The 22,675-nt window shown below is 73.2% G+C and carries 21 protein-coding genes and 2 riboswitches; of the genes, 15 read left to right on the top strand and 6 right to left on the bottom strand.

From position 1 onward, the window contains the following. The first annotated feature begins 10 nt into the window (after positions 1 to 10). The 6 genes from iolD (at position 11) to AB1207_RS02825 (ending at position 7,226) form a co-directional block, all read left to right on the top strand. Entirely contained in the window at positions 11 to 1,942 is a 1,932-nt protein-coding gene (iolD, locus tag AB1207_RS02850; protein ID WP_367636278.1) for a 3D-(3,5/4)-trihydroxycyclohexane-1,2-dione acylhydrolase (decyclizing), read from the top strand. A gap of 211 nt (positions 1,943 to 2,153) precedes the next feature. Next, on the top strand, positions 2,154 to 3,041 hold the full coding sequence (locus tag AB1207_RS02845) for a TIM barrel protein (protein WP_367636277.1): 888 nt from the start codon (positions 2,154 to 2,156) through the stop codon (positions 3,039 to 3,041). Between the two features lie 42 nt (positions 3,042 to 3,083). Further along, complete coding sequence (locus tag AB1207_RS02840) at positions 3,084 to 4,184, top strand: ABC transporter permease (protein ID WP_367636276.1); 1,101 nt, start codon at positions 3,084 to 3,086, stop codon at positions 4,182 to 4,184. Continuing rightward, positions 4,181 to 4,999, top strand: coding sequence for an ATP-binding cassette domain-containing protein (locus AB1207_RS02835; RefSeq protein ID WP_367636275.1), 819 nt, complete (start codon positions 4,181 to 4,183; stop codon positions 4,997 to 4,999). The genes AB1207_RS02840 and AB1207_RS02835 overlap by 4 nt, the downstream gene beginning before the upstream one ends. Positions 5,000 to 5,032: 33 nt before the next feature. Next, a complete protein-coding gene (locus AB1207_RS02830) occupies positions 5,033 to 6,106 on the top strand; it encodes a Gfo/Idh/MocA family protein (RefSeq protein ID WP_367636274.1) in 1,074 nt (357 codons plus the stop codon). Between the two features lie 115 nt (positions 6,107 to 6,221). Then, complete coding sequence (locus tag AB1207_RS02825) at positions 6,222 to 7,226, top strand: substrate-binding domain-containing protein (protein ID WP_367636273.1); 1,005 nt, start codon at positions 6,222 to 6,224, stop codon at positions 7,224 to 7,226. 72 nt (positions 7,227 to 7,298) lie between these two features. On the opposite strand, the gene AB1207_RS02820 is transcribed toward AB1207_RS02825, so the two are convergent. The 4 genes from AB1207_RS02820 to AB1207_RS02805 are packed head-to-tail and all read right to left on the bottom strand — an operon-like array spanning position 7,299 to position 11,125. After that, positions 7,299 to 8,042: an SDR family oxidoreductase gene (locus AB1207_RS02820; RefSeq protein ID WP_367636272.1), complete on the bottom strand. Its 744-nt coding sequence runs from the start codon at positions 8,040 to 8,042 to the stop codon at positions 7,299 to 7,301. Beyond that, positions 8,039 to 8,818: a TIM barrel protein gene (locus tag AB1207_RS02815; RefSeq protein ID WP_367636271.1), complete on the bottom strand. Its 780-nt coding sequence runs from the start codon at positions 8,816 to 8,818 to the stop codon at positions 8,039 to 8,041. Before AB1207_RS02815 ends, AB1207_RS02820 begins: the two co-directional genes overlap by 4 nt. A 48-nt stretch (positions 8,819 to 8,866) precedes the next feature. After that, the gene (locus AB1207_RS02810) at positions 8,867 to 9,865 is read right to left on the bottom strand and encodes a sugar phosphate isomerase/epimerase family protein (RefSeq protein ID WP_367636270.1); all 999 of its coding nucleotides are present in this window, start codon (positions 9,863 to 9,865) and stop codon (positions 8,867 to 8,869) included. Between the two features lie 42 nt (positions 9,866 to 9,907). Next, a complete protein-coding gene (locus AB1207_RS02805) occupies positions 9,908 to 11,125 on the bottom strand; it encodes a Gfo/Idh/MocA family protein (RefSeq protein WP_367636269.1) in 1,218 nt (405 codons plus the stop codon). 129 nt (positions 11,126 to 11,254) lie between these two features. Here AB1207_RS02805 and AB1207_RS02800 point away from each other — a divergent pair, with 129 nt between their 5' ends. Both AB1207_RS02800 and AB1207_RS02795 read left to right on the top strand, forming a co-directional pair. Next, positions 11,255 to 12,286 (top strand): LacI family DNA-binding transcriptional regulator, encoded by a 1,032-nt coding sequence (locus tag AB1207_RS02800; protein ID WP_367636268.1) that lies wholly within the window; start codon positions 11,255 to 11,257, stop codon positions 12,284 to 12,286. Positions 12,287 to 12,311: 25 nt separating this feature from the next. After that, positions 12,312 to 12,698 carry a tautomerase family protein gene (locus tag AB1207_RS02795; protein ID WP_367636267.1) on the top strand — a complete coding sequence of 129 codons (387 nt, stop codon included), beginning with the start codon at positions 12,312 to 12,314 and terminating at the stop codon, positions 12,696 to 12,698. Here the strand turns inward: AB1207_RS02795 and AB1207_RS02790 are convergent. After that, on the bottom strand, positions 12,682 to 14,145 hold the full coding sequence (locus AB1207_RS02790; protein WP_367636266.1) for a methyl-accepting chemotaxis protein: 1,464 nt from the start codon (positions 14,143 to 14,145) through the stop codon (positions 12,682 to 12,684). The genes AB1207_RS02795 and AB1207_RS02790 overlap by 17 nt on opposite strands. A 128-nt stretch (positions 14,146 to 14,273) precedes the next feature. Continuing rightward, positions 14,274 to 14,365, top strand: a riboswitch (glycine riboswitch). Position 14,366: 1 nt separating this feature from the next. Next, a riboswitch (glycine riboswitch) is annotated at positions 14,367 to 14,470 on the top strand. Positions 14,471 to 14,507: 37 nt separating this feature from the next. On the opposite strand from AB1207_RS02790, the gene gcvT reads away from it, so the two are divergent. Both gcvT and AB1207_RS02780 read left to right on the top strand, forming a co-directional pair. Then, the gene (gcvT, locus tag AB1207_RS02785; RefSeq protein WP_367636265.1) at positions 14,508 to 15,635 is read left to right on the top strand and encodes a glycine cleavage system aminomethyltransferase GcvT; all 1,128 of its coding nucleotides are present in this window, start codon (positions 14,508 to 14,510) and stop codon (positions 15,633 to 15,635) included. A gap of 30 nt (positions 15,636 to 15,665) precedes the next feature. Continuing rightward, positions 15,666 to 17,063, top strand: coding sequence for an L-serine ammonia-lyase (locus tag AB1207_RS02780; protein WP_367636516.1), 1,398 nt, complete (start codon positions 15,666 to 15,668; stop codon positions 17,061 to 17,063). Here the strand turns inward: AB1207_RS02780 and AB1207_RS02775 are convergent. Continuing rightward, on the bottom strand, positions 17,044 to 17,940 hold the full coding sequence (locus AB1207_RS02775; RefSeq protein WP_367636264.1) for a LysR family transcriptional regulator: 897 nt from the start codon (positions 17,938 to 17,940) through the stop codon (positions 17,044 to 17,046). The two genes, AB1207_RS02780 and AB1207_RS02775, sit on opposite strands and share 20 nt — an antisense overlap. Before the next feature lie 87 nt (positions 17,941 to 18,027). Here AB1207_RS02775 and AB1207_RS02770 point away from each other — a divergent pair, with 87 nt between their 5' ends. Genes AB1207_RS02770 through purM form a run of 5 tightly spaced genes read left to right on the top strand, consistent with a single transcriptional unit; the run spans position 18,028 to position 22,665 of the window. Next, the gene (locus AB1207_RS02770; protein WP_367636263.1) at positions 18,028 to 19,272 is read left to right on the top strand and encodes an MFS transporter; all 1,245 of its coding nucleotides are present in this window, start codon (positions 18,028 to 18,030) and stop codon (positions 19,270 to 19,272) included. Between the two features lie 4 nt (positions 19,273 to 19,276). Then, complete coding sequence (locus AB1207_RS02765) at positions 19,277 to 19,663, top strand: sterol carrier family protein (RefSeq protein WP_367636262.1); 387 nt, start codon at positions 19,277 to 19,279, stop codon at positions 19,661 to 19,663. Positions 19,664 to 19,681: 18 nt separating this feature from the next. Continuing rightward, the gene (locus AB1207_RS02760; RefSeq protein WP_367636261.1) at positions 19,682 to 20,017 is read left to right on the top strand and encodes a hypothetical protein; all 336 of its coding nucleotides are present in this window, start codon (positions 19,682 to 19,684) and stop codon (positions 20,015 to 20,017) included. A gap of 12 nt (positions 20,018 to 20,029) precedes the next feature. Continuing rightward, positions 20,030 to 21,580: an amidophosphoribosyltransferase gene (purF, locus tag AB1207_RS02755; protein WP_367636260.1), complete on the top strand. Its 1,551-nt coding sequence runs from the start codon at positions 20,030 to 20,032 to the stop codon at positions 21,578 to 21,580. Beyond that, positions 21,577 to 22,665 (top strand): phosphoribosylformylglycinamidine cyclo-ligase, encoded by a 1,089-nt coding sequence (purM, locus tag AB1207_RS02750; RefSeq protein WP_367636259.1) that lies wholly within the window; start codon positions 21,577 to 21,579, stop codon positions 22,663 to 22,665. The genes purF and purM overlap by 4 nt, the downstream gene beginning before the upstream one ends. Positions 22,666 to 22,675 lie beyond the last annotated feature (10 nt).

Genomic DNA, 22,675 nt, shown 5'->3' with positions numbered 1-22,675 from the left:
AGAGAACCCGATGAGCGCAGTCCCCCCGAACCCGGCCGTGCAGACGGTCCGGCTGACGGTCTCGCAGGCCGTCGTCCGCTTCCTCCAGGCCCAGTTCTCCGAACGCGACGGTGTCCGTCGCCCGTTCTTCGGCGGGGTGTTCGGCATCTTCGGCCACGGCAACGTGGCCGGTGTCGGGCAGGCGCTGCTCGAAGCGGAGGAGGGGGCCCTCGGCGACGGGTGGACGCCTCCGGCGCGGGTCCCGTACATGACCGGCCGCAACGAGCAGGCCATGGTCCACGCGGCCGTCGGCTACGCCCGCCAGCAGGACCGCCTGCAGACCCTGGCCGTCACGGCCTCGGTCGGCCCGGGGTCCTCGAACATGCTGACGGGTGCGGCGCTCGCGACGATCAACCGCATCCCCGTGCTGCTGCTGCCGAGCGACGTGTTCGCCACGCGCGTCGCCTCGCCCGTGCTGCAGGAGCTCGAGCAGCCCTACGGCTACGACGTGTCGGTGAACGACGCGTTCCGGCCGCTGTCGAAGTTCTTCGACCGCGTGTGGCGGCCCGAGCAGCTGCCGTCGGCCCTGCTGGGCGCGATGCGCGTGCTGACCGACCCGGCCGAGACGGGCGCCGCCACGATCTGCCTGCCCGAGGACCTGCAGGCCGAGGCGTGGGAGTTCCCGGTCGAGCTGTTCCGGGAGCGCACCTGGCGCATCGCCCGGCCCGTGCCGGAGCAGATCGCGGTCGACGAGGCCGCGGCCCTCATCCGCACCGCCAAGGCGCCGCTGGTCGTGGCCGGCGGTGGCGTCGTGTACTCCCACGCGACCGAGGCGCTGAAGGCCTTCGTCGAGGCGACGGGCATCCCCGTCGGGCAGTCGCAGGCCGGCAAGGGCGCGATCCGCTACGACCACCCGCTGTCCCTGGGGGCCATCGGGTCCACCGGGACGACGGGCGCCAACGAGATCGCCGCCGAGGCCGACGTCGTCATCGGCGTGGGGACGCGGTACTCCGACTTCACGACGGCCTCGCGCACGGCGTTCCAGAACCCCGACGTCAGGTTCGTCAACGTCAACGTGGCGGCGATCGACGCCGTCAAGCACGCGGGTGTTCCCGTCCAGGCGGACGCGAAGGTCGCCCTCGAGGCGCTCACCGCCGCGCTGGCGGACTTCTCGACCCCCGACGCCTACCGCGAGCGGGCCGCCCGGCTGAACCGCGAGTGGGACGAGGTCGTCGACTCGTTCTTCCACTCCGGCATCGGCGAACGCACGGGTCTGCTGGCGCAGGCCGAGGTCATCGGCGCCGTCGACGAGGTGGCCGAGGACCGCGACGTCGTGGTGTGCGCCGCGGGCTCGCTGCCCGGGGACCTGCACTGCATGTGGCGCAGCCGCGACCCGAAGCAGTACCACGTGGAGTACGGCTACTCCTGCATGGGCTACGAGATCCCCGGGGGCATCGGTGTCGCCCTCGCCGCCCCCGACCGGGACGTGTTCGTCACCGTCGGGGACGGTTCGTACCTCATGATGCCGACCGAACTCGTGACGGCGGTCCAGGAGGGCGTGAAGCTCATCGTCGTCCTGCTGCAGAACCACGGTTTCGCCTCGATCGGCGCCCTGTCCGAGCAGCACGGCTCCCAGCGCTACGGCACGAAGTACCGCCGCCGCACCGCCGAGGGGCGCCTGGAGGGCGACAAGCTGCCCGTCGACCTCGCGGCGAACGCCGCCAGCCTGGGGGTGCGCGCGGTCCGCGTGGGCACCCGCAAGGAACTCGTGGAGGCGCTGCAGGAGGCGAAGGCGTCGAGCGAGTCGACCGTCGTGCACGTCGAGACCGACCTGTACTCCGAGGCGCCCGACGGCGGCGGCTGGTGGGACGTCCCGGTCTCGGAGGTCTCGCACCTGGAGTCCACCCGCACGGCCCGCACCTGGTACGAGGGCAAGAAGCAGGCCCAGCGCCCGCTCCTCTGACGCCCACGACCCCCTCCGTCCGCGACCTCCCCGGCACCCGCCGGGGAGGTCGCGCTGCGTCCGGCTCCTGACGGATTGCTGACGTCAGAATGTAACGACAATCTCTTGACAGTTCCCGCTGTCCTGCGCCAGAGTTCTCGCAGTCGCCCACCCCGCGCGGGCCGGCGACGAACTCCCGAGGACACACACGAGGACGTGGAGGAAGTTCCCCATGGGCCGCTCCATCACCATCGGCACCGCCCCCGACTCCTGGGGCGTCTGGTTCGCCGACGACGAGCTGCAGACCCCCGCATCCCGCTTCCTCGACGAGGTCGTCGACGCCGGGTACGAGTGGATCGAGCTCGGCCCCTACGGCTACCTGCCGACCGACCCGGCGGAACTGTCCGACGAGCTCGAGAAGCGCAGGCTCAAGGTGTCCGCCGGCACGATCTTCGCCGCGCTGCACCGCCCGGACCACTACGACGAGGCGTGGGCGCAGGTCGAGCAGGTCGCCAAGCTGACCCAGGCCATGGGCGGCACCCACCTCGTGGTGATCCCCGGCCAGTGGCGCAGCGACAAGACCGGCGAGCAGATCGAACCCCGCGAGCTCGACGAGGAGGGGTGGGCGCGGCTCGCCGCCGGCATGGACCGCCTCGGGCGCGACGTCCGCAACGGGTACGGCCTGCAGGTCGCGGTCCACTCCCACGCCGACACCCACATCGACACCCACGCCGAGGTCGACCGGTTCCTCGAGATCACCGACCCCGACGTCGTCAAGCTCTGCCTCGACACCGGCCACGTCGCGTACTCCGGCGGGGACAGCCTGAAGATCATCGCCGACCACCCCGACCGCATCGCCTACGTCCACCTCAAGCAGGTCGACCCGGCGGTCGTGGCCAAGGTCAAGGCGGAGGACCTGCCCTTCGGCGAGGCCGTCGCGCTCGGCGCGATGGTGGAACCGCCGCAGGGCGTCCCCGCCATGCCGCCCATCCTCGACGCGCTCGAGGGCCTGGGGCGCGACATCTTCGCGATCGTCGAGCAGGACCTCTACCCGGTGGCGTTCGACACGCCGCTGCCCATCGCGACCCGCACCCGCACCTACCTCAACTCCTGCCGCTAGACCGCCGGGTTCGGCACGGCGACCTCACGAGAGGACGGATCGATGGAGATTCGCACGAAGGCCGGTGGTGACGCGGGCGCAGGCCCGGCCGCCTCGGCTGCCACCACCCACGCGGGAGGCAAGGCCACGTCGGCCGACGACCGCGTGAGCACCCGGCCGTTGGTGTCGGTCATCCTGTCGCGGCCCGAGATCGGGTCGCTCATCGGGGCCGTCGCCCTGTTCGTCCTGTTCCTCGTCGTCGCGCCGACGCTGCGGTCCGGGGCCAGCCTCTTCACGGTCCTCTACTCCAGCTCGACCATCGGCATCATGGCCGTCAGCGTCGCGCTGCTGATGATCGGCGGGGAGTTCGACCTGTCCGCCGGGGTCGCGGTCACGACGGCGTCGCTGACCGCCTCGACGTTCGCCTTCCAGCTGCACCTCAACGTGTGGGTCGGCGTCCTCGCCGCCCTCGTCGTGGCGCTGGCGGTGGGCCTGTTCAACGGGTGGCTGTTCGTCCGGACAGGGCTGCCCAGCTTCATCATCACGCTGGGCTCGTTCTTCATGCTGACCGGTCTGAACCTCGGGGTGACGAAGGTCGTCTCCGGTGGGGTGTCGTCGCCGACCATCACCGACATGGCGGGCTTCGACTCGGCGAAGGCCTTCTTCAACTACACCCTGCCCGTGGGCAACGGTCTGCGGGTCCCGATCCTGTTCTGGCTCGTCCTGGTCGTCGTGGCGACGTGGATCCTGCTGCGCACCCGGGTCGGCAACTGGATCTTCGCCTCCGGGGGTGACCCGGTCGCCGCCCGCGCGGTCGGCGTCCCGGTGAGGAAGACGAAGATCGGCCTGTTCATGGGTGTGGGCTTCACGGCCTGGCTGCTGGGGATGCACAACCTCTTCGCCTACTCCAACGTGCAGTCCGGCAACGGCGTCGGCAACGAGCTGTACTACATCATCGCCGCGGTCGTCGGCGGGTGCCTCATGACCGGTGGCTACGGGTCGGCGATCGGCGCGGCCATCGGTGCGCTGATCTACGGCGTCGTCACCAACGGCATCGTGTACGCCGGCTGGCAGGCGGACTGGAACAAGCTGTTCCTCGGCGCGATGCTCGTCATCGCGACCGTCGTCAACCTCGTCGTGAAGAACCAGGCGGCCAAGCGGTGAACACGCTCACTCCGAACACCGAGATCTTGTCCCTCAAGGACGTCGGCAAGCGCTACGGCAACGTCCACGCCCTGCGCGGGGTGTCGCTTTCGGTGCGGCAGGGGGAGATCACCTGCGTGCTCGGCGACAACGGCGCCGGCAAGTCGACCCTCATCAAGATCATCGCCGGGCTGCACACCCACACCGACGGCGTCCTCACGGTCAACGGCGAGGAGGTGTCGTTCTCCTCCCCGCGCGAGTCGCTGGACCGGGGGATCGCCACCGTCTACCAGGACCTGGCGCTGGTGCCCCTCATGTCGATCTGGCGCAACTTCTTCCTCGGCCAGGAACTGCTGACCGGGTGGGGGCCGTTCGCCCGGCTCGACGTGAAGCGGATGATCCAGATCACCGGCGAGGAGCTGACGAAGATGGGTATCTCGGTGCCCGACCTCGACCGTCCGGTGGGGGCGCTCTCCGGTGGCCAGCGGCAGTGCATCGCCATCGCCCGGGCCATCTACTTCGGCGCCAAGGTGCTCATCCTCGACGAGCCGACCGCAGCCCTGGGCGTCAAGCAGTCCGGGGTCGTGCTGAAGTACGTCGCCAAGGCGCGCGATGCGGGCCTGGGCGTCATCTTCATCACCCACAACCCCCACCACGCCTACCTGGTGGGCAACCACTTCGTGATCCTCAACCGCGGCAACGTGTCCCTGGACTCCTCCCGGGCCGACATCAGCCTGGACCGCCTCACCAACGAGATGGCCGGGGGCGCGGAGCTGGAGGCGTTGAGTCACGAGTTGTCCGCCGTCACGGCGGCCACGAACGCCACGTCGAACTGAGTCGGCGACCCGAGAGAACTGGAGCGACCCGTCATGAGCACCACGACCAGCACGACCGCCCTGAGCCCGGACAGCGCGCGGCAGGGGTACGACCGGTCCCGTCCGGTCCGGGTCGCGGTGCTCGGGGTCGGCATGATGGGCCAGGACCACGCCCGCCGGCTGGCGACGCTGACGGCGGGGGCGGAACTGGTCGCGGTCAGCGACGTCGACGTGGTCCGCACCGACGCCGTGGCCGCGGAGTTCGGCGTCCGGGCGATCCACGACCCGAAGGCCGCGATCGTCGACCCCGAGGTCGACGCGCTGGTCATCGCGACCCCGGGGTTCACCCACGAGGAGCTGGTCCTGCTCGCGCTGGAGGCCGGCAAGCCGGTCCTGTGCGAGAAGCCGCTGACGACGACACCGGAGACGTCGCGCCGGATCGTCGAGGCGGAGGCCGCGCTGGGGCGCCAGCTCGTCCAGGTCGGTTTCATGCGCCGCTTCGACGCCGGCTACCAGCAGTTGCGGGCGCTCATCGCCTCCGGTGAGTACGGCGCGCCGCTGTTCCTGCACTGTGCGCACCGGAACGCCACGACCCCGCCGAACTTCTCCTCCGAGATGCTCATGCTCGACTCCGTCGTGCACGAGGTGGACGTCGTGCGGTACCTGACGGGGGAGGAGGTCGTGGCCATCCGCGTCATCGCGCCGCGGTCCACGACCTCGGCTCCCGACGGCCTGCAGGACCCGCAGTTCGTCATCATGGAGACCGAGTCCGGCGTCCTGGTGGACGTCGAGATCTTCGTCAACACGACGTTCGGCTACGAGGTCCGCACCGAGCTCGTCGCCGAGAAGGGGCAGGCCCGGATCGGTCTTCCCGGGGGCTTCGAGGGGGGCATGGTCACCCAGTCGGGCCGTGGCTGGGGCGGATCGATCCCGAAGGACTTCAAGGAGCGCTTCGGCGCCGCCTACGACGTGGAGTTCCAGCGCTGGATCGACGCGGTCCGCGCCGGGACGAACGTCGACGGCCCGGGCGTCTGGGACGGGTACGCCGCGGCCGCCGTGTGCGCCGCCGGGGTCCAGTCCCTGAAGACCGGGGAACGGGTCGTCATCGACCTCGGGCCCCGTCCTTGAGCACCACCCCCTGAGCATCCCCACCCGCACCACCCACCGGCTCGCCGCGAGACCGGTTCCGAGCGCCGCTTCCGCACCGTGCGGACGGCACCTGTCGACGAGGATGGGAAACCACATGAAGAGCTCCCGTGCAGGGTTCCGCACCGCCGCCGCACTGGCGGTGGCGGCACTGGGCCTCGCGGCCTGCAGCAGCACCGGCGGTGCAGCCGACAACAGCGACGACAGCTCCGGGGGCGGCCAGGCCGCGAGCACCCCGAAGTACAAGATCACGCTGGTGACGCACGCGGCGGCCGGTGACACCTTCTGGGACATCGTCCGCAAGGGCGCCGAGGCGGCCGCCAAGAAGGACAACATCGAGCTGCAGTACGTGAACAACGACAACGCGTCCCAGCAGGCCACCCTCATCCAGAACGCCGTGGACGCCAAGGTCGACGGCATCGCCGTGACGATGCCGAACGCCAGCGCCCTCACCTCCGCGATCTCGAACGCCGAAGCCGCGAAGATCCCCGTCATCGGCCTCAACGCCGGCTACAACGACTGGAAGCAGCAGAAGCTCATCGGCTACTTCGGTCAGGACGAGGCCATCGCCGGGAAGGCCGGGGGCGCGCGTCTGGCCGAGGAGGGCGCGAAGAAGGTCCTCTGCGTCATCCAGGCCCAGGGCCAGTCGCAACTGGAGGACCGCTGCAAGGCCATCACCGAGGGTCTCGGTTCGGCTGGTTCGGTGGAGAACATCTACGTCAACGGCACCGACTCGGCCGCCACGCAGTCGACGATCACCGCCAAGCTGCAGCAGGACTCGAGCATCGACCACGTGGTGACGCTGGGTGCCCCCATCGCGCTCATCGCGGTCGACTCCCTCAAGGAGGCCGGCAGCAAGGCCAAGCTGGCGACGTTCGACACCAACGGCGAACTCGTCGCGGCCATCAAGGACGGCAGCGTCGCGTGGGCGATCGACCAGCAGCCCTACCTCCAGGGCTACGAGGCGATCGACTCGCTGTGGCTGTACCTGACGAACGCCAACACGATCGGCGGGGGCGAAGCCGTGCTGACCGGTCCCGCGTTCATCGACTCCTCGAACATCGACGCCGTGTCGGAGTACGCCAAGGCCGGCACGCGCTGACCTGACCCCCTCCACGACCGAACCCCGGCGAGCACCTGCTCGCCGGGGTTCCGTCGTTCCGGCCGGTCCCCGTCAGCCGAGCCGGGCGAGCCACTCGGAGAACGTCTGCGCCCCGCGGTCGGCGTCCGGTCCGGGCAGGACGGTCCCGTCGCGCAGCGCGCGGCCGAAACCCCCGGGGAGCGGGACGGCGACGACGCGCCCACCGCGTCCGGTGGACCGGGCGTAGGCCCGCACCATGTCGACCATCCGCAGGTCCTGCGGGCCGGCGAGGTCGCGCACCCGTCCTGCGGGGCCGGCCTCGACGAGGTCCACGATCCGGTCGGCTACCTCGACGGCGGCCACGGATGCGGACCGCATGACGGGGACGAGGTCGACGGGACCGATGCGGGCCTGGCCCAGCACCTGTCCGGCGAACTCGTGGAACTGCGTGGTCCGCAGCAGCGTCCACGGCACGGGACCGTCCGCGACGAGCCGTTCCTGGAGGGCCTTGCCCGCGTAGTAGCCGTGCGGGGCCTGCGCCGCACCGACGATCGACAGGACGAGGTGGTGCCCGACCCCGGTCCGCTGCTCGGCGTCGAGCAGCGCCGTCGTGACGGACCGGAAGAAGGCCTCGGACGCCGCTGCGGAGCGGGTCGCGGTGGACGTGACGTCCACGACCGCGGCGACGCCCTGCAGCGCCTCTCGCACCCCGGTGCCGGCGGTGAGGTCGACGCCGGCGGCGCGGGACAGCACGACCACGTCGTGCCCGCGGGCCCGGGCCGCCTCGACGACGAGGCGACCGACCGTGCCCGTACCCCCGGCGACGGCCAGCTTCACGCGAGCAGCTCGCGGACGATGCCCCGCTGCACGTCGAGCCCGGCCCACTCGTCGGCGTCGTCCGCGTCGTAGACGAGGCAGAACGGTCCGGTGTACCCGTGCTCGAGGACGGTGGACACGCTGCGGCGGTAGTCGTCGGCGTCGACGGCCGCTCCGTTCCAGTGCGCCTTGGCGTGGCAGGTCTCGGCGAAGCGCGTCACGGCGGCCAGCTCGGCGTACTTGCCGGGGCCCGTCCAGTTCCCGAGGTCCACGAGCAGGCCCACGGCGTCGTCGAGGGGTTCCAGGATCGCCGTCACGTCGGCCGCGTCGGCGGTCACGTCGAACCAGTTCTCGGTGACGACGCGGACGGCGCCGGCCCGGGTGGCGATGCGGCCCAGGGCCCGCGAGCTGTCCCGTTGCGCCGTGTCCGTGCGGGTCTTCCCGGCGACCACCCGGGCACGCCGGGCGCCGAGGACCTCGGCGTCGCGGACCCAGTCGGAGATCCACGCCTCGTGCCGGGCGCCCTCGTCGGGGTGGGTCAGGTCCCCGTCGTCGACGAGGAGCGCGTCGAGCGCGACGTCCGCCGCTGCGAGGGCCGCGCGCAGCTCACCGAGGTACCCGGCGTCGCGGTGGGGCAGGTGGAAGTGGCACAGCTGCACCGTCCGGTACCCGCGCAACCGCAGCTGCTCGGGCAGGTCGAGCAGGGGCAGGTGCTGCAGCGTGCGGTCCAGCGACCAGGCGTGGACCGCGTCGGCCCGTCCGGTGGCGGGGATCGTCGGGGCGTCGTCGACCGTCATGACGACAGCTTCTCGCGCGGCTCGACCTCCGGCGTCCCCGCCCCCTGCTCAGACCCCCGCCACCCGCGCGGCCTCGAGCAGGACGCCGGCGGCGACCTGCAGGCCCTCGACGCGGCCGAGCGAGACGTCCTCGTGCTCGATGTTGCAGACCATGTCGGGGTCGACCTCGTGCAGGGCGCGCAGGAACTCCGCCCAGAACGCGACGTCGTGGCCCTTGCCGAGCGCGACGAAGTCCCACGCGGAGTCCTTCGGCCACTCGTTGACCCACTCGTCCCCGCCGAGGTTCGTGCGGTCCTCCGACGGGTCCAGGCGGCGGAACCGGTTGTCCAGCACGCCGTGGACCGCGGCGGCGGGGTTGATCCGGACGTCCTTGGCCGCGGCGTGGAACACCAGCGGGCCGAGGTCGCGGACGACGGCGACGGGGTCCATCTGCTGCCAGAACAGGTGCGAGGCGTCGAGTTCCACCCCGACGTGGGTCGCGCCGGTGCGTTCGACGAGCTCGCGCAGGTTCGCCGGGTTGAAGGCGACGTTCTGCGGGTGCAGTTCGAGGGCCACCTTGACGTCGTGGTCCTGGGCGAGGGCGTCGATCTCGGTCCAGAACGGCACGGCGACGGACCACTGGTGCTCGATGATGTCGAGGTCGCGGGAGTTCCACGCGTTGACGACCCAGGTCGGGACCGTCGCGCCCGGCTCGGCTCCGGGCAGGCCGGACATCGTCACGACGCGGTGCTGGCCGAGTCGCTGGGCCAGCCGCACCGAACGGCGGACGTCCTCGGCGTGCTTCTCACCGATGACCGGGTTGGGGTGCAACGGGTTGCCGTTGCAGTTGAGGCCGGCGATCGAGACGCCGGTTCCCTCGAAGATCCCCAGGAAGTCGTCGCGGGCGGTGTCGCTGACGAGGATGTCGTCGAAGGTCGGGATGTGCACCGGCGGCAGGAAACCACCGGAGTTCAGTTCGATGCCGGTCAGGCCCAGGTCGGCGACGACCTCCAGGGCCTGCGGCAGGGGACGGTCGTGCAGGATCGCGTTGTAGACGCCGAGCTTCATCGCTGGTCTCCGGGGGTTCGTGGTGACGGGGGTCGGGCGGGGTCAGTCGACGGGGACGGGCTCACCCGTGCCGGCCGCGGCCCGGGTGACCGCGTCCAGCACGCGGAGGTTGTGCAGGCCGTGGGCCATCGGCGGCACCACGGGCAGGTCACCCAGGGGGGTGCCGACCCCGCCGGCGACCTCGTTGAGGAAGGCGCGGCACTGGAAGGTGAAGAAGTCGCTCTGGCCGTGCCCGACGCTGGGGAAGTCCATCGGCAGACCACCCGCGACGTAGGGGTGCCCGGGGCCGACGAGGACCTGCCGGTAGCCGTTGACCACATCCGGTGCCGTCGCGTCGGCGATGGTGAACTCACCCGTGCGGTTGAGGTCGAAGGCGCCGGCGCCGTTCTCGGTGAAGATCTCGAAGCCGAGGCCGTTGGGCAGGCCGTGCGCGATGCGCGACACCGAGAAGGTCCCCGTGGCGCCGCCCGCGAAGGAGGCGGTGAAGGTCACCAGGTCCTCGTTCTCGACGTCCTCGAACTCGGTGCCGACCTCGGCCATGGCGTGTCCGACGACTGCGCCGACCGGCTTCGGCCGGCGCGCGGTGACCTGGGAGAAGACCGTGCCGCGCACCGACTCCAGCGGTCCGCAGAAGAACTCGCCGAGGTCCACCAGGTGGCTGCCGATGTCGGCCAGCGCCCCCGAGCCCAGTCCGCCCTTGTAGCGCCAGCTGATCGGGGCGTCCGGGTTGGCGGCGTAGTCGCACCAGTAGTGGCCGTTGAAGTGCCGGACCGCGCCGAGGTGACCGTTCAGCACCTGCTCGCGCAGGCCGTTGACCGCGGGGGAGCGGCGGAAGGTGAAGCCGACGGCGGCGACCTGCCCGGGGTGCTGTGCGGCGGCGGCGACCATCGCCTCGGCGTCGGCGACCGAGGGGGCCAGCGGCTTCTCGCACAGGACGTGCTTGCCGGCGGCCAGCAGGCCCTCGACGATCTCGCGGTGCAGGTGGTTGGCGACGACGACGCTGACGGCGTCGACGTCGTCGGCCTCGGCGACCGCCTGCCAGGACGTCTCGGCCCGCTCGTAGCCGTAGCGGGCCGCGGCCGCCTCGGCGAAGGGGGCGTGCGCGTCGGCGACGGCCACGAGGCGGACGGGCGGCAGGCCCTCGCCGTAGGGGCCGCCGGTGAGCGTGGAGGCGGCGCGGTAGCCGGCGAGGTGGGCGCGGCCGGCCATGCCGGCACCGATGACGGCGACACCGAGGGGACGCGAGCTGGTGGAGGACACGGGAAGCCTTCCGGGAGGGCGGCGGCACGCACCGTCGTCGGTGCGCGGTCGGTTTTCAAACCGGTTTGAAAGACGTCGACTAGAATCGGTTCGACACGTTCCGGTGTCAAGCCGTCGCAGGAGGAACCCGTGCCGCAGGGCCCGACCGGCCGCCCGACCATCACCGACGTGGCCGCCCGGGCCGGCATCTCCAAGGGGATGGTGTCGCTGGCGCTGCGCGGTGCCCCCGGTCCGAGCGCCGAGACGACGGCGCGCGTGCTGCGGGCCGCCGAGGAACTCGGCTACCGCCCGAACCGGGCGGCGAGTTCGCTCGCCCTGCGCCGCACCCGCCTGCTGGGGGTGACGTTGACCGTCCGCAACGCCTTCCACGCCGAACTCGTCGAGGAGCTGCAGTCGGCGGCCGAGGACTCCGGGTACGAACTCGTCCTGGCTCCGGTGACGCGCACGCGGGGGGAGCGGGCCGCGGTCGAGACGCTCCTGGACTCCCGCTGCGAGGCGCTGCTGCTGCTCGGGCCCGAGGCCGGGGCGGGGGAGCTGCGGGACTGGGACGCGCGCGTGCCCACGGTCGTCCTGGGGCGCCGCTCCCGCAGCGGGCCGGGGGGTGGGCCGGACGTCGTCCGCGCCTCCGACGAGCGGGGGCTGCGGCTCGTCGTCGAGCACCTCGTGGCACTCGGCCACCGTGACCTCGTCCACGTCTCCGGGGGGTCCGGGGACATCGCGGCCGACCGTCGGGCCGGCTTCGAGGCCGCGGCGGCGGAGTTCGGGGTGCGGGGGCGCACCCTCGAGGCGGGGTTCGACGAGGAGGACGGCGTCCGGGCCGCCCACCGGCTGCTGGCGGAGGGGATGTCGGCCACGGCGGTCGTGGCGGCGAACGACCGGGTCGCGCTGGGGGTCCTCGACGCCCTGCTGCGGGCGGGTACGGCTGTGCCGCAGCAGGTCTCCGTGACCGGCTACGACGACAGCCCGCTCGCCCGGCTCGGGCACGTCCGGTTGACCTCCGTGGGGCAGGACCCGGCCGGTCAGGCGCGCGAGGCCGTCCGCCTCGCCGTCGAGCGGCTCGAGGGGGCCGACCGCGAGGGCCGCCGTGACGTGGTCGTGGAACCCCACCTGGTCGTGCGCGGGACGACGGCTGCACCGGAGGGACCCGTCATGTCACAATGACAGGACAAACTTCGAGGAGGTTCCCGTGCCCCTGCTCCGCTTCGACGTCGTCGCCGGCCGGTCCCCGGCGGAACTGACCGCCCTGCTCGACGCCGCCCACGCGGCCGTCGTGGAGGCGTTCGAGGTCCCCCACGGGGACCGCTACCAGGTCGTGCACCAGCACCCCGCCGGTGAGCTCGTCGTCCACGACACCGGACTCGGCATCGACCGGACCGACGGGGTCGTCCTGCTGCAGGTGACGAGCCGCGCCCGCCCCCAGGAGCAGAAGGTGGCCTTCCACCGCCTGCTCGTGCGCAACCTCGAGGCCGTGGGCACGGCGGGCAGCGACGTCGTCGTGTCGATCGTGGAGAACGGGGACGCGGACTGGTCCTTCGGTCACGGCCGCGCCCAGTTCCTCACCGGGGAGCTCTAGCCGCCAGGACGGCCAGCGCCTCGGCGTGCGAGGCGGCGTAGGCGATCGGCGCGCCCTGCGCCTCGGACGAGCGCTGCATCTGCATCGCGACGAGCAGGTTGTCCAGGACGATGACCGCGAACGTCATCCGCTGGGCGACGGCCTCGGCCATCGTGCTCTCGATGAGCCGCTGCACCTCCGGCGTCGTCGGGCCGAGCTCGCTCATCGTGCAGACGACGGTCCAGCCGGGGCGGTTGTCGCGGATGGCGGCGATGAGCTCGGCGGCGTACGCCCGGGCGAGCTCGACGTCCCAGAGCCCGGCCATCGTCATCTCGAGGCGGTTCCCCGCACGGTCCCAGCCGATCCGGTAGCTGCCGGGCTCGTCGGCGGCGGCGGGCAGCGTCAGGTCCAGCACCGTGGTCTGCAGCCGGCCCACGAGGCGCTTGACCTCCGACACCGCGAGGTGGCTGCGCGAGGCGGCCGTCGAGGTCGCCGCGGCGCGTTCGTGGACGACGGCCACCGACGACGCGATCGACACGGCCTGGCGGGCCACCTCGGACGTGGAGGCGTTGAGGTCGTGCGTGGTGACGTTCTGCTCCACCACCGCCGAGGCGATGGTGTGCTGGTACTCGCTGATGGAGTCGATGAGGCCGCGCACCACGCGGATGGCCTCGATCGCCGAGGCCGTGTCGCCCTGGATCTGCGCGACGGTCGCGCCGATCTCCTCGGTCGCGCGGGCCGTCTGCTGCGCGAGCTCCTTGACCTCGCCGGCCACGACGGCGAACCCCTTGCCGGTCTCGCCGGCGCGGGCGGCCTCGATGGTGGCGTTGAGGGCCAGCAGGTTGGTCTGGTCGGCGATGGCGGTGATCGTCTTGACGACGTCGCCGACGCGGGCGCTGGACTCCTCCAGCGCCGAGATCGTCGTCTCCGCCGACGTCACGGCCTGCACGCCGTGGCCGGCGGTCTCGACGGCCTGGTTGGCGCTGCGGGAGATCTCCGCGATGGCGGCCTGCATCTGCTCACCGGCCGCGGCCATCGTCGAGACCTTCGCCGACACCTCGTCGCTGGCGGCGGCGATGCGGGCCGCCGAGTCGGTCGTGTCCCGGGCGCCGTCGGCGATGGTGCGTCCGGCGACGTCCATCTCCGCGCCCGCGATGCCCAGCAGGTCGACCGACCCGGTGAGCGGACGGACCCGCTCGCCGAGGGCCGCGAGTGCGGCCCGCAGCTCGGGGTCCGCCCCCTGCGACCCCGTGAGGTCCCCGGACCGCAGGCGGGCCGCGTCCCGGCGCGCGGCGTCCTCGGCCTCCCGCTCGGACCGGCCGGCGCGTGCCCCGAGCGCGGCCGTCCCGCCCGCCGCGAGGGCGGCGAGGGCGGCGGTGGCCAGACCCGGCAGGTCGGTCGCGGCGGCCGCCGCGACGGCCAGGCAGCCGGACGCTCCGGCGATCGTGACGGGGAGCACTCGGGACACGGGGGGCCTTCCGCAAGGGGTGCGGGTGAGACGTTCCACCGTCCTCATCGGCAGGGTCCGTGTCCCGTAGAAGCCCTGCCGGGCGTCGCGTGTGCCACGCTGTCCGGGACAACTGAACACTCGGCCGCTCCGCCCCGGCGGGAGAGCTCCGCCGTCCGCGGCGGGCACCGAAGGAGCAACCACCCCGGAACCTCTCAGGTCCACGTACCGCCACGGGCAGGCCGCTCTGGAAAGCAGGACCGCTCCGGTCCTCACCGACGGGGAAAGCCGTTGTCGCGCAGTGCGTGACGGTGAAGCTCTCAGGTCCCACGACAGAGGGGGTCAGCTCGACCGCGACGTGCGGTCGTGACGAGAGGAGCCCCGTGAGCACCAGCACCACCCCGGTCACCACCCCTGCCGTGAGCCCGCTGGCCCAGGCGCACGCCGAGCTGGGCGCGTCGTTCACCGACTTCGCCGGCTGGTCGATGCCGCTGCGCTACGCCTCCGACCTCGCCGAGCACAAGGCCGTGCGCACGAGCGCCGGGCTCTTCGACCTCTCGCACATGGGCGAGATCCGCGTCACCGGACCCGAGGCCGGCCGCGCCCTGGACGCCGCCCTCGTCGGGCGCCCCTCGGCGATGGCCGTCGGGCGGGCGGCCTACGGGATGGTCGTCGACCACGAGGGTGGGATCGTCGACGACCTCGTCACCTACCGCCTGGGCGAGGAGGAGTTCCTCGTCGTGGCCAACGCCGCGAACGTCGAACCCGTCGTCGTCGCCCTGGCCGACCGCGCCCGCCCGTTCGACGCCCACGTCGCCGACGAGACGGCCCGCTGGGGCTTGGTCGCCGTGCAGGGGCCCGCCTCCGTCGCCATCGTGACCCCCCTGCTGGAGTCCGGGCCGGACCTCGCGACGCTGCGCTACTACCGCTCGGTCACCGCGGTGCTGGCCGGGGTCGAGGTCCTGCTGGCCCGCACCGGGTACACCGGTGAGGACGGCTTCGAGGTGTTCGTCCCCGTCGAGCGCACGCGCGAGGTGTGGGACGCCCTGCTCGCCGCCACCCGCGAGCACGGCGGGGTCCCCGCGGGCTTGGCCTGCCGCGACACCCTCCGCCTCGAGGCCGGGATGCCGCTCTACGGGCACGAGCTGAGCCAGGACACGACCCCCTTCGCCGCCGGGCTGGGCCGCGTCGTCGTCCTCGACAAGGAGCCCGGGGCCGTGGGGCTGGAGGCCCTGCAGCGGCTGGCGCAGGAACCGCCCACGCGCGTCCTCGTGGGGCTGCGCGGCGAGGGTCGCCGGGCCCCCCGCGCCGGGTACGCCGTCGTGTCCGGGGGCGAGGCGGTCGGTGAGGTCACGAGCGGGGCGCTCTCCCCGACGCTGGGCCACCCCGTGGCGATGGCGTACGTCGACGCGGCGCTGGCGGAGCCGGGCACGCGCCTCGGCGTGGACGTCCGCGGGACCGAGCTGCCGGTCGAGGTCGTGGCCCTGCCCTTCTACCGCCGGGAGCGCTGAGCCGTGAGCACCCCGCTGTCCGTCTTCGACATGTTCTCCATCGGCATCGGCCCGTCGAGCTCGCACACCGTCGGGCCGATGCGGGCGGCGCTCGCCTTCGCCGAGGACGTGCAGGCCGCCGGGGACCTGAGTCGCGTGGCGTCGGTGACCGTGGACCTGCACGGGTCCCTGGGCGCCACCGGCCGCGGCCACGGCAGCGACCGGGCCGTCGTCCTGGGGCTGCTGGGGGAGCGTCCCGAACTCGTCGACCCCGACGCCGTCGAGGCGCGGCTGGACGCGGTCGCCCGAGAGCGCGAACTCCCGCTGCTCGGTGTCCACCGCGTGCCGTTCGACCCGGACGCCGACGTCCGGCTCCTGGTCCAGTCGCTGCCGGCCCACCCCAACGGGATGGTCTTCACCGCGCGCGACGCCGCCGGTGACGTCGTCGCCGAGCGGACGTCGTACTCCGTCGGCGGGGGTTTCGTCCGGAACCACCCGCTCGAACCCGACGCCCCCGTGGTGGGGACGGGGGAGGGGTTGCCGCACGCGTTCCGCACGGGCGAGGAACTCCTCGAGCACTGCCGCAGCACGGGCCTCGGCGTCGCGGACCTGGTGCGCCGCAACGAGGAGAGCCTGCGCCCGGGCGACGAGGTGGACGCGGGGCTGCTGCGCATCTTCGCGGCGATGGCGGCCTGCGTGGACCACGGCCTCGTCACCGACGGCGTCCTGCCCGGAGGTCTCGGCGTCCGCCGTCGCGCGCCGCGCCTGCACACCCAACTGCTCGCCGAGGAGGGGAACTCCTCCGACGACGCCCTGCACGCGATGGACTGGGTGAGCCTGTTCGCCCTGGCCGTCAACGAGGAGAACGCCGCGGGCGGCCGCGTCGTGACGGCCCCGACGAACGGGGCCGCGGGCATCGTCCCGGCCGTCCTGCACTTCTACCGCCGCTTCGTGCCGGGCGCCGACGACGCCGGGACCGTGCGGTTCCTGCTGGCCGCCGGGGGCATCGGGATCGTCCTGAAGGAGACCGGGTCGATCTCCGGGGCCGAGGTCGGGTGCCAGGGGGAGGTCGGCTCGGCCAGCGCGATGGCCGCCGCGGGCCTCGCGGCCGTCCTGGGCGGAACGCCCGAACAGGTCGAGAACGCGGCGGAGATCGCCGTCGAGCACCACCTCGGCCTCACGTGCGACCCCGTCGGCGGGCTCGTCCAGATCCCCTGCATCGAACGGAACGCGGTCGGCGCGACGACGGCGATCCACGCGGCCCGCACCGCGATGCGCGGCGACGGCAGCCACGTCGTCAGTCTCGACACCGCGATCGCGACGATGCGGCAGACGGGCGCGCACATGCGCTCGGAGTACAAGGAGACCTCGCTCGGCGGGCTCGCCCTGACGGTCGTCGGGCGGGGAGCCCGGCCCGTGACCGTGGGGGTCAACGTCCCCGAGTGCTGAGGCGCACCTCCTCGACGAACGCCTCGACGGCGCGCCGCACCGGCCGGTCCGGGGTGGCGCGCCGCGTCGCGAGGGCGAGCGACCACGGCGGCGTCGGTTCCTCCAGGGCCAGTTCGCGCACCCCCGGCGGCACCGGCACGGTCCCGGGCACGAAGGCCATCCCGAGACCGGCGGCGACGTAGGCGGGGAACGTCGAGACGTCCGGGACCTCCACCGCCACGGTGCGCCGCGCCCCGACCCGGTCGAACGCGGCGTCGACGAGCAGCCGGTTGCCGAACCCCGGCGGCCCGTCGACCCACCGCTCCCCGGCCAGGTCGGCGAGCGCCACCGGCCGGGCGGTCGGCGCCGGGTGCCCGGCCGGGACGAGGAGCCGGAACGGGGTCCGGACCAGCGGCCGCAGTTCGACGCTGCCCGGCGGCCGGAACGGCCACGACAGGAACGCCACGTCGAGCTCGCCCTCCACGAGCGCGCGCAGCAGCCCGCGGGACCCGTCCGCCACGACGCGCATGGACACCGACACCCGCGGGTGCGCGGTGGTGAAGCTGCTGAGCAGCGAGGGCAGGTCGACGGGGTGCATCGTCGTGACGACGCCGACGGTCAGCGGTCCCGCGGGTCCCGCGTCCGCCTCGCGGACCGCGGTCCGCGCCTCGGCGGCGCCCGCCAGCAGCCGCCGCGCCTCGGGCAGCAGCGCCCGGCCGGCGTCGGTGAGGACGGCCTGCCGGGAGGTGCGGGTGAAGAGGGCGACGCCGAGGTCGTCCTCCAGACCGCGCACGACGGTGCTGATCGTCGACTGCGCCGAGCCCAGCCGACGGGCGGCCGCGCTGATGGTGCCCGCGTCGACCACGGCGAGGAACGTCTCCAGCTGAGCCAGCTCCACGGTGCCTCCCATCGGTTCTTCCGATGGACGGTCCCACCACCCACCGATGGAGCGGAAGGGCCGGGTCGACCCCACGTTGCAGCCCCCGTGACCACGACCAGCACCGACCACCCCGTGACCGGCAGGACGACCCCCGGTCCCCGCCGGCACCGGGTGGGCTTCCTCCTCGTCGCCGCCGCGTTCGCGACGGCCATGGCCTTCGCCACCGTGCCCACCCCGCTGTGGGCGCTCTACCGCGAACGCGACGGGCTGCCGACCGTGGTCGTGACCGTCGCCTTCGCCGTCTACGCGGCCGGGGTGGCCGTCAGCCTGTTCACCGTCGGGCACCTGTCCGACCACCTCGGCCGGCGTCTCGTCCTCGTCCCGGCACTCGCCCTCGAGGCCGTCGCGGCCCTGCTGCTGGTCCTCACCCCGGACGTCGTCGTCCTGGTCGTGGCCCGCGTCCTCACCGGGCTCGCGGTCGGCGCCGTGACCCCGACGGCGACGGCCTGGCTCGCCGAGCTGCACGGACGGACGCCCTCGACCCGGCCCGGGACGGCCGCCGTCGTCGCGACCGCCGCCAACCTCGGCGGCCTCGGCCTGGGGTCCCTGCTCGCGGGGTTCCTCGTCGGGCACCTCGGCGACCCGCTGCGCGTCCCGCACCTGCTGTTCCTCGTCCTGCTGGTCGTCCTCGCGGTCGCCGTGCGGACCGTCCCCGAGACCGTCGCCGCTGACGTCCGCGCCGAGCACCGCCCCTACCGCGTCCAGCGCGTCGCCGTGCCGCGCGACGCCCGCGGCCGCTACCTCGCCGCGGCCCTCGCCTCCTTCGGCCTCTTCGCCGTCCTCGGCCTGTTCAGCTCCCTGGCCCCCTCCGTCCTGTCCACGCTGGGCCACGCCGGTGCCGTCCCCGGCGGGGCGACCGCCTTCGCGGTCTTCGGGGCCGCCGCGCTGAGCCAGGTGCTGCTCACCCGGCTGCACCCCGACCACCAGCTCCGGCTCGGGCTCGTCCTGACGTCGGCCGGGGTCCTCGTCCTGGGCGCCGGGGTCCTCGCGGCCTCCGTCGTGCTCTTCGTCGGCGGCGGGGTCCTCGCCGGTGCCGGGGTCGGTGCGCTGCTCAAGGGCGCGCTCGCGACGGCCGTCGCCCTCGCCCCGGCCGGAGCGCGCGGGGAGGCCACGGCCGGGGTGTTCCTCGCCGGGTACCTCGGGATGGCCGTCCCGGCGCTCGCCGTCGGGGTCAGCTCGAGCGCCGGGGTCGCGTTCGCCGTCTCGGTGCCCGTCCTGGCGGGGGTCGTGCTCCTGCTCCTGGGGGCGGTGGCCGTCGCGCTGCGGGCCACGGGGCGGGTGCGAGCATGAGCCCGTGCCACCGCGTCGACGCACCGATCCCACCGAGGGCCTGGCCGCCGTCCGTGCGGTGACGGCGGTCCTGGACGAGGGCGGGAAGCCCGCCCGGCCCGCGCTGGCGACCGCCGTCCGGTACTGCCTGGAGGAGCTCGCCGCGCGCTACCCCGGCGGCAGCGTCGAGGTGCGGGTGCCCCCGTTCGCGGCCGTGCAGGTCATCGAGGGCCCCCGGCACACCCGCGGCACCCCGCCCGCCGTGGTCGAGATGGACGGCCCCACGTGGATCGCGCTGGCCACCGGCAGCCTGACCTTCTCCGACGCCCGGGCGGCCGGTCGGGTGCAGGCCAGCGGCCAGCGGACTGACCTGGGGGAGCTGCTGCCCCTCGTGCCGCCGGCCCCCGTCTGAGCCCGTAGCGTTCTCCCCGTGAGCGAACCCGTGCAGGACCCGACCCCCGAGGCTCCCGAACGCGAGGAGGAGCGCGAGGGGACGGCGTTCGTGCAGGTCACGCGCCGTCGGGCCCCCCGGTTCCGGTCCTTCGCGCTGACCGGTCTGCTCCTCGCCTTCGTCGTCTCCGGGGCCATCGCGATCACCACCCCGCCGTCGGACGGGTACTCCCAGCAGGCCCTCTTCGGGTACCTGTTCTGCTCCCTCGGCCTCGTGTTCGTCCTGCTCGGTGCCCTCGTCGCGGTCCTCGCCGACCGGCGCACCGGGACCCGGGCGCAACCCCGTAGGCGGAGCCGCAAGCGCCCCGGGGTGTGACACACTCGACGCGTGGCCCGCGGTGACGGACGTCTGAACCACGACCTGCTCCCCGGCGAGAAGGGCCCCCAGGACGCGTGTGGCGTCTTCGGGGTCTGGGCGCCGGGCGAGGAAGTCTCCAAGCTCACCTTCTACGGCCTCTACGCCCTGCAGCACCGGGGGCAGGAGGCGGCCGGCATCGCCGTCAGCAACGGCGAGCAGATCCTCGTCTTCAAGGACACCGGGCTGGTGTCCCAGGTCTTCGACGAGTCGGCGCTGGAGTCCCTGCAGGGGCACATCGCCGTCGGTCACGCCCGCTACTCCACGACCGGTGGTGGCGGCTGGCAGAACGCGCAGCCCACGCTCGGCGACACCGCCGGCGGCACGGTGGCGCTCGCCCACAACGGCAACCTGACGAACCAGTTCGCGCTGCGCGACATGCTGGCCGAGCGCTACCCCAGCGCCCCGCAGCCGCCGCTGCGCGGTCGTCCCTCGCCCAGCGAGATCGCCCGCGGGAACACCACGGACACCGCGATCCTCACGGCGCTGTTCGCCGGCGACCCCGACCACACCCTCGAGGCGACGGCCGCCGAGGTCCTCCCGCACGTGCAGGGTGCGTTCTCCCTCGTCTTCATGGACGAGCACACGCTGTACGCCGCGCGCGACCCGCAGGGCATCCGCCCGCTCGTCCTCGGCCGCCTCGACCGCGGCTGGGTCGTCGCCTCCGAGACGCCCGCGCTCGACATCTGCGGTGCGAGCTTCGTCCGGGAGATCGAACCCGGCGAGCTCATCGCGATCGACGCGGACGGCCTGCGCAGCACCCGGTTCGCCGAGGCCAAGCCCAAGGGCTGCGTCTTCGAGTACGTCTACCTCGCCCGCCCGGACACCTCCATCAACGGCAAGGTCGTCCAGGAGTCGCGCGTGGAGATGGGCCGGGTCCTGGCCCGCGAGCACCCCGTCGAGGCCGACCTCGTCATCCCGACCCCGGAATCGGGCACGCCCGCGGCCATCGGCTACGCCGAGGAGTCCGGCATCCCCTACGGCCAGGGCATGGTCAAGAACTCCTACGTGGGCCGGACGTTCATCCAGCCCAGCCAGACCATCCGCCAGCTCGGCATCCGGCTCAAGCTCAACCCGCTCAAGCACGTCGTCGCGGGCAAGCGGCTCGTCGTCGTGGACGACTCGATCGTGCGCGGCAACACTCAGCGGGCCCTGATCCGGATGCTGCGCGAGGCCGGGGCGGCCGAGATCCACGTGCGGATCTCCTCGCCGCCGGTGAAGTGGCCGTGCTTCTACGGCATCGACTTCGCCACCCGCGCCGAGCTCATCGCCAACGGCCTGACCGTCGACGACATCGCGCAGAGCATCGGCGCCGACTCCCTCGGCTACATCTCGGCCGAGGGCATGATCGCGGCGACCGAGCAGCCGACCGAACGGCTCTGCTCGGCGTGCTTCACGGGGGAGTACCCCGTGCCGCTCAACGACCTCGACCGGCTCGGCGAGCGCTCGATGGACAAGCCGCGCATCCCCATCACCCCCGTCACCCGGCACCAGCACGACACCCCCGAGGGAGCTCAGCAGTGAGTGGAACGACCTACGCCTCCGCGGGCGTCGACGTCGTCGCGGGCGACCGCGCCGTCGAGCTCATGAAGGCGTCCGTCGCCCGCACGCAGGGCCCGGAGGTCGTCGGCGGGTTCGGCGGCTTCGCCGGGCTCTACGACGTGTCCGTGCTGAAGGACTACCGCCGGCCGCTGCTCGCCACGAGCACCGACGGCGTCGGGACGAAGGTGGCCGTCGCCCAGGCGCTCGACGTGCACGACACCATCGGTGCCGACCTCGTCGGGATGGTCGTCGACGACGTCGTCGTCTGCGGGGCCACCCCGCTGTTCATGACGGACTACATCGCCTGCGGTCGCGTCGTGCCCGAGCGGATGGCCGCGATCGTCGCCGGCATCGCCCGCGCGTGCGAGGAGGCCGGGGTCGCCCTCGTCGGCGGCGAGACCGCCGAGCACCCGGGGCTCCTGGGCGCCGAGGAGTACGACGTCGCCGGCGCGGTGACCGGTGTCGTCGAGGCCGACGAGCTGCTGGGCCCCGAGAAGGTCCGCGCCGGGGACGTCCTCGTGGCGATGGCCTCGTCCGGTCTGCACTCCAACGGGTACTCGCTCGTCCGCCGCGTCGTCGCCGACGCCGGCTGGGCCTACGACCGGCACGTGGACGAGTTCGGCCGCACGCTGGGTGAGGAGCTGCTCGTCCCGACCCGCATCTACGCCCGGCCCGCGCTCGCGACGCTGGCGACCGGTGGCGTGCACGCGATGAGCCACGTCACCGGCGGTGGCCTGGCCGCGAACCTGGCGCGCTGCCTGCCCGCCGACGTGACGGCAGAGGTCGACCGCTCGACGTGGACGCCGGGTGCGGTGTTCTCCGTGGTCCGCGACCTAGGGCAGGTGCCGACCGACGACCTCGAGCGCACCCTGAACCTCGGGGTGGGGATGGTCGCGGTGGTCGCCGCCGAGCAGGCGCAGGCCGTCGTCGACACCGTCGAGCAGGCCGGGATGCCGGCGTGGGTGTGCGGTGAGGTCCGGTCGCGGACCGAGGAGGACGGCGCGAGCAACGGCAAGGGGATCGCAGGAGGCGTGGCGCTCCTCCGGGGGACTCACCAGGGCTGGTGAGACCGGGGGA

The sequence above is a fragment of the Kineococcus endophyticus genome, assembly GCF_040796495.1.
Lineage (GTDB): Bacteria > Actinomycetota > Actinomycetes > Actinomycetales > Kineococcaceae > Kineococcus > Kineococcus endophyticus.
This window is presented reverse-complemented; position numbering and strand designations above follow the sequence as displayed.

What these genes read in the sequence shown, in the direction of transcription:
- iolD (WP_367636278.1), top strand. Translation starts at nt 11, where the DNA reads ATGAGCGCAGTCCCCCCGAACCCGGCCGTGCAGACGGTCCGGCTGACG.
- AB1207_RS02845 (WP_367636277.1), top strand. Translation starts at nt 2,154, where the DNA reads ATGGGCCGCTCCATCACCATCGGCACCGCCCCCGACTCCTGGGGCGTC.
- AB1207_RS02840 (WP_367636276.1), top strand. Translation starts at nt 3,084, where the DNA reads ATGGAGATTCGCACGAAGGCCGGTGGTGACGCGGGCGCAGGCCCGGCC.
- AB1207_RS02830 (WP_367636274.1), top strand. Translation starts at nt 5,033, where the DNA reads ATGAGCACCACGACCAGCACGACCGCCCTGAGCCCGGACAGCGCGCGG.
- AB1207_RS02825 (WP_367636273.1), top strand. Translation starts at nt 6,222, where the DNA reads ATGAAGAGCTCCCGTGCAGGGTTCCGCACCGCCGCCGCACTGGCGGTG.
- AB1207_RS02815 (WP_367636271.1), bottom strand. Translation starts at nt 8,818, where the DNA reads ATGACGGTCGACGACGCCCCGACGATCCCCGCCACCGGACGGGCCGAC.
- AB1207_RS02810 (WP_367636270.1), bottom strand. Translation starts at nt 9,865, where the DNA reads ATGAAGCTCGGCGTCTACAACGCGATCCTGCACGACCGTCCCCTGCCG.
- AB1207_RS02780 (WP_367636516.1), top strand. Translation starts at nt 15,666, where the DNA reads ATGTTCTCCATCGGCATCGGCCCGTCGAGCTCGCACACCGTCGGGCCG.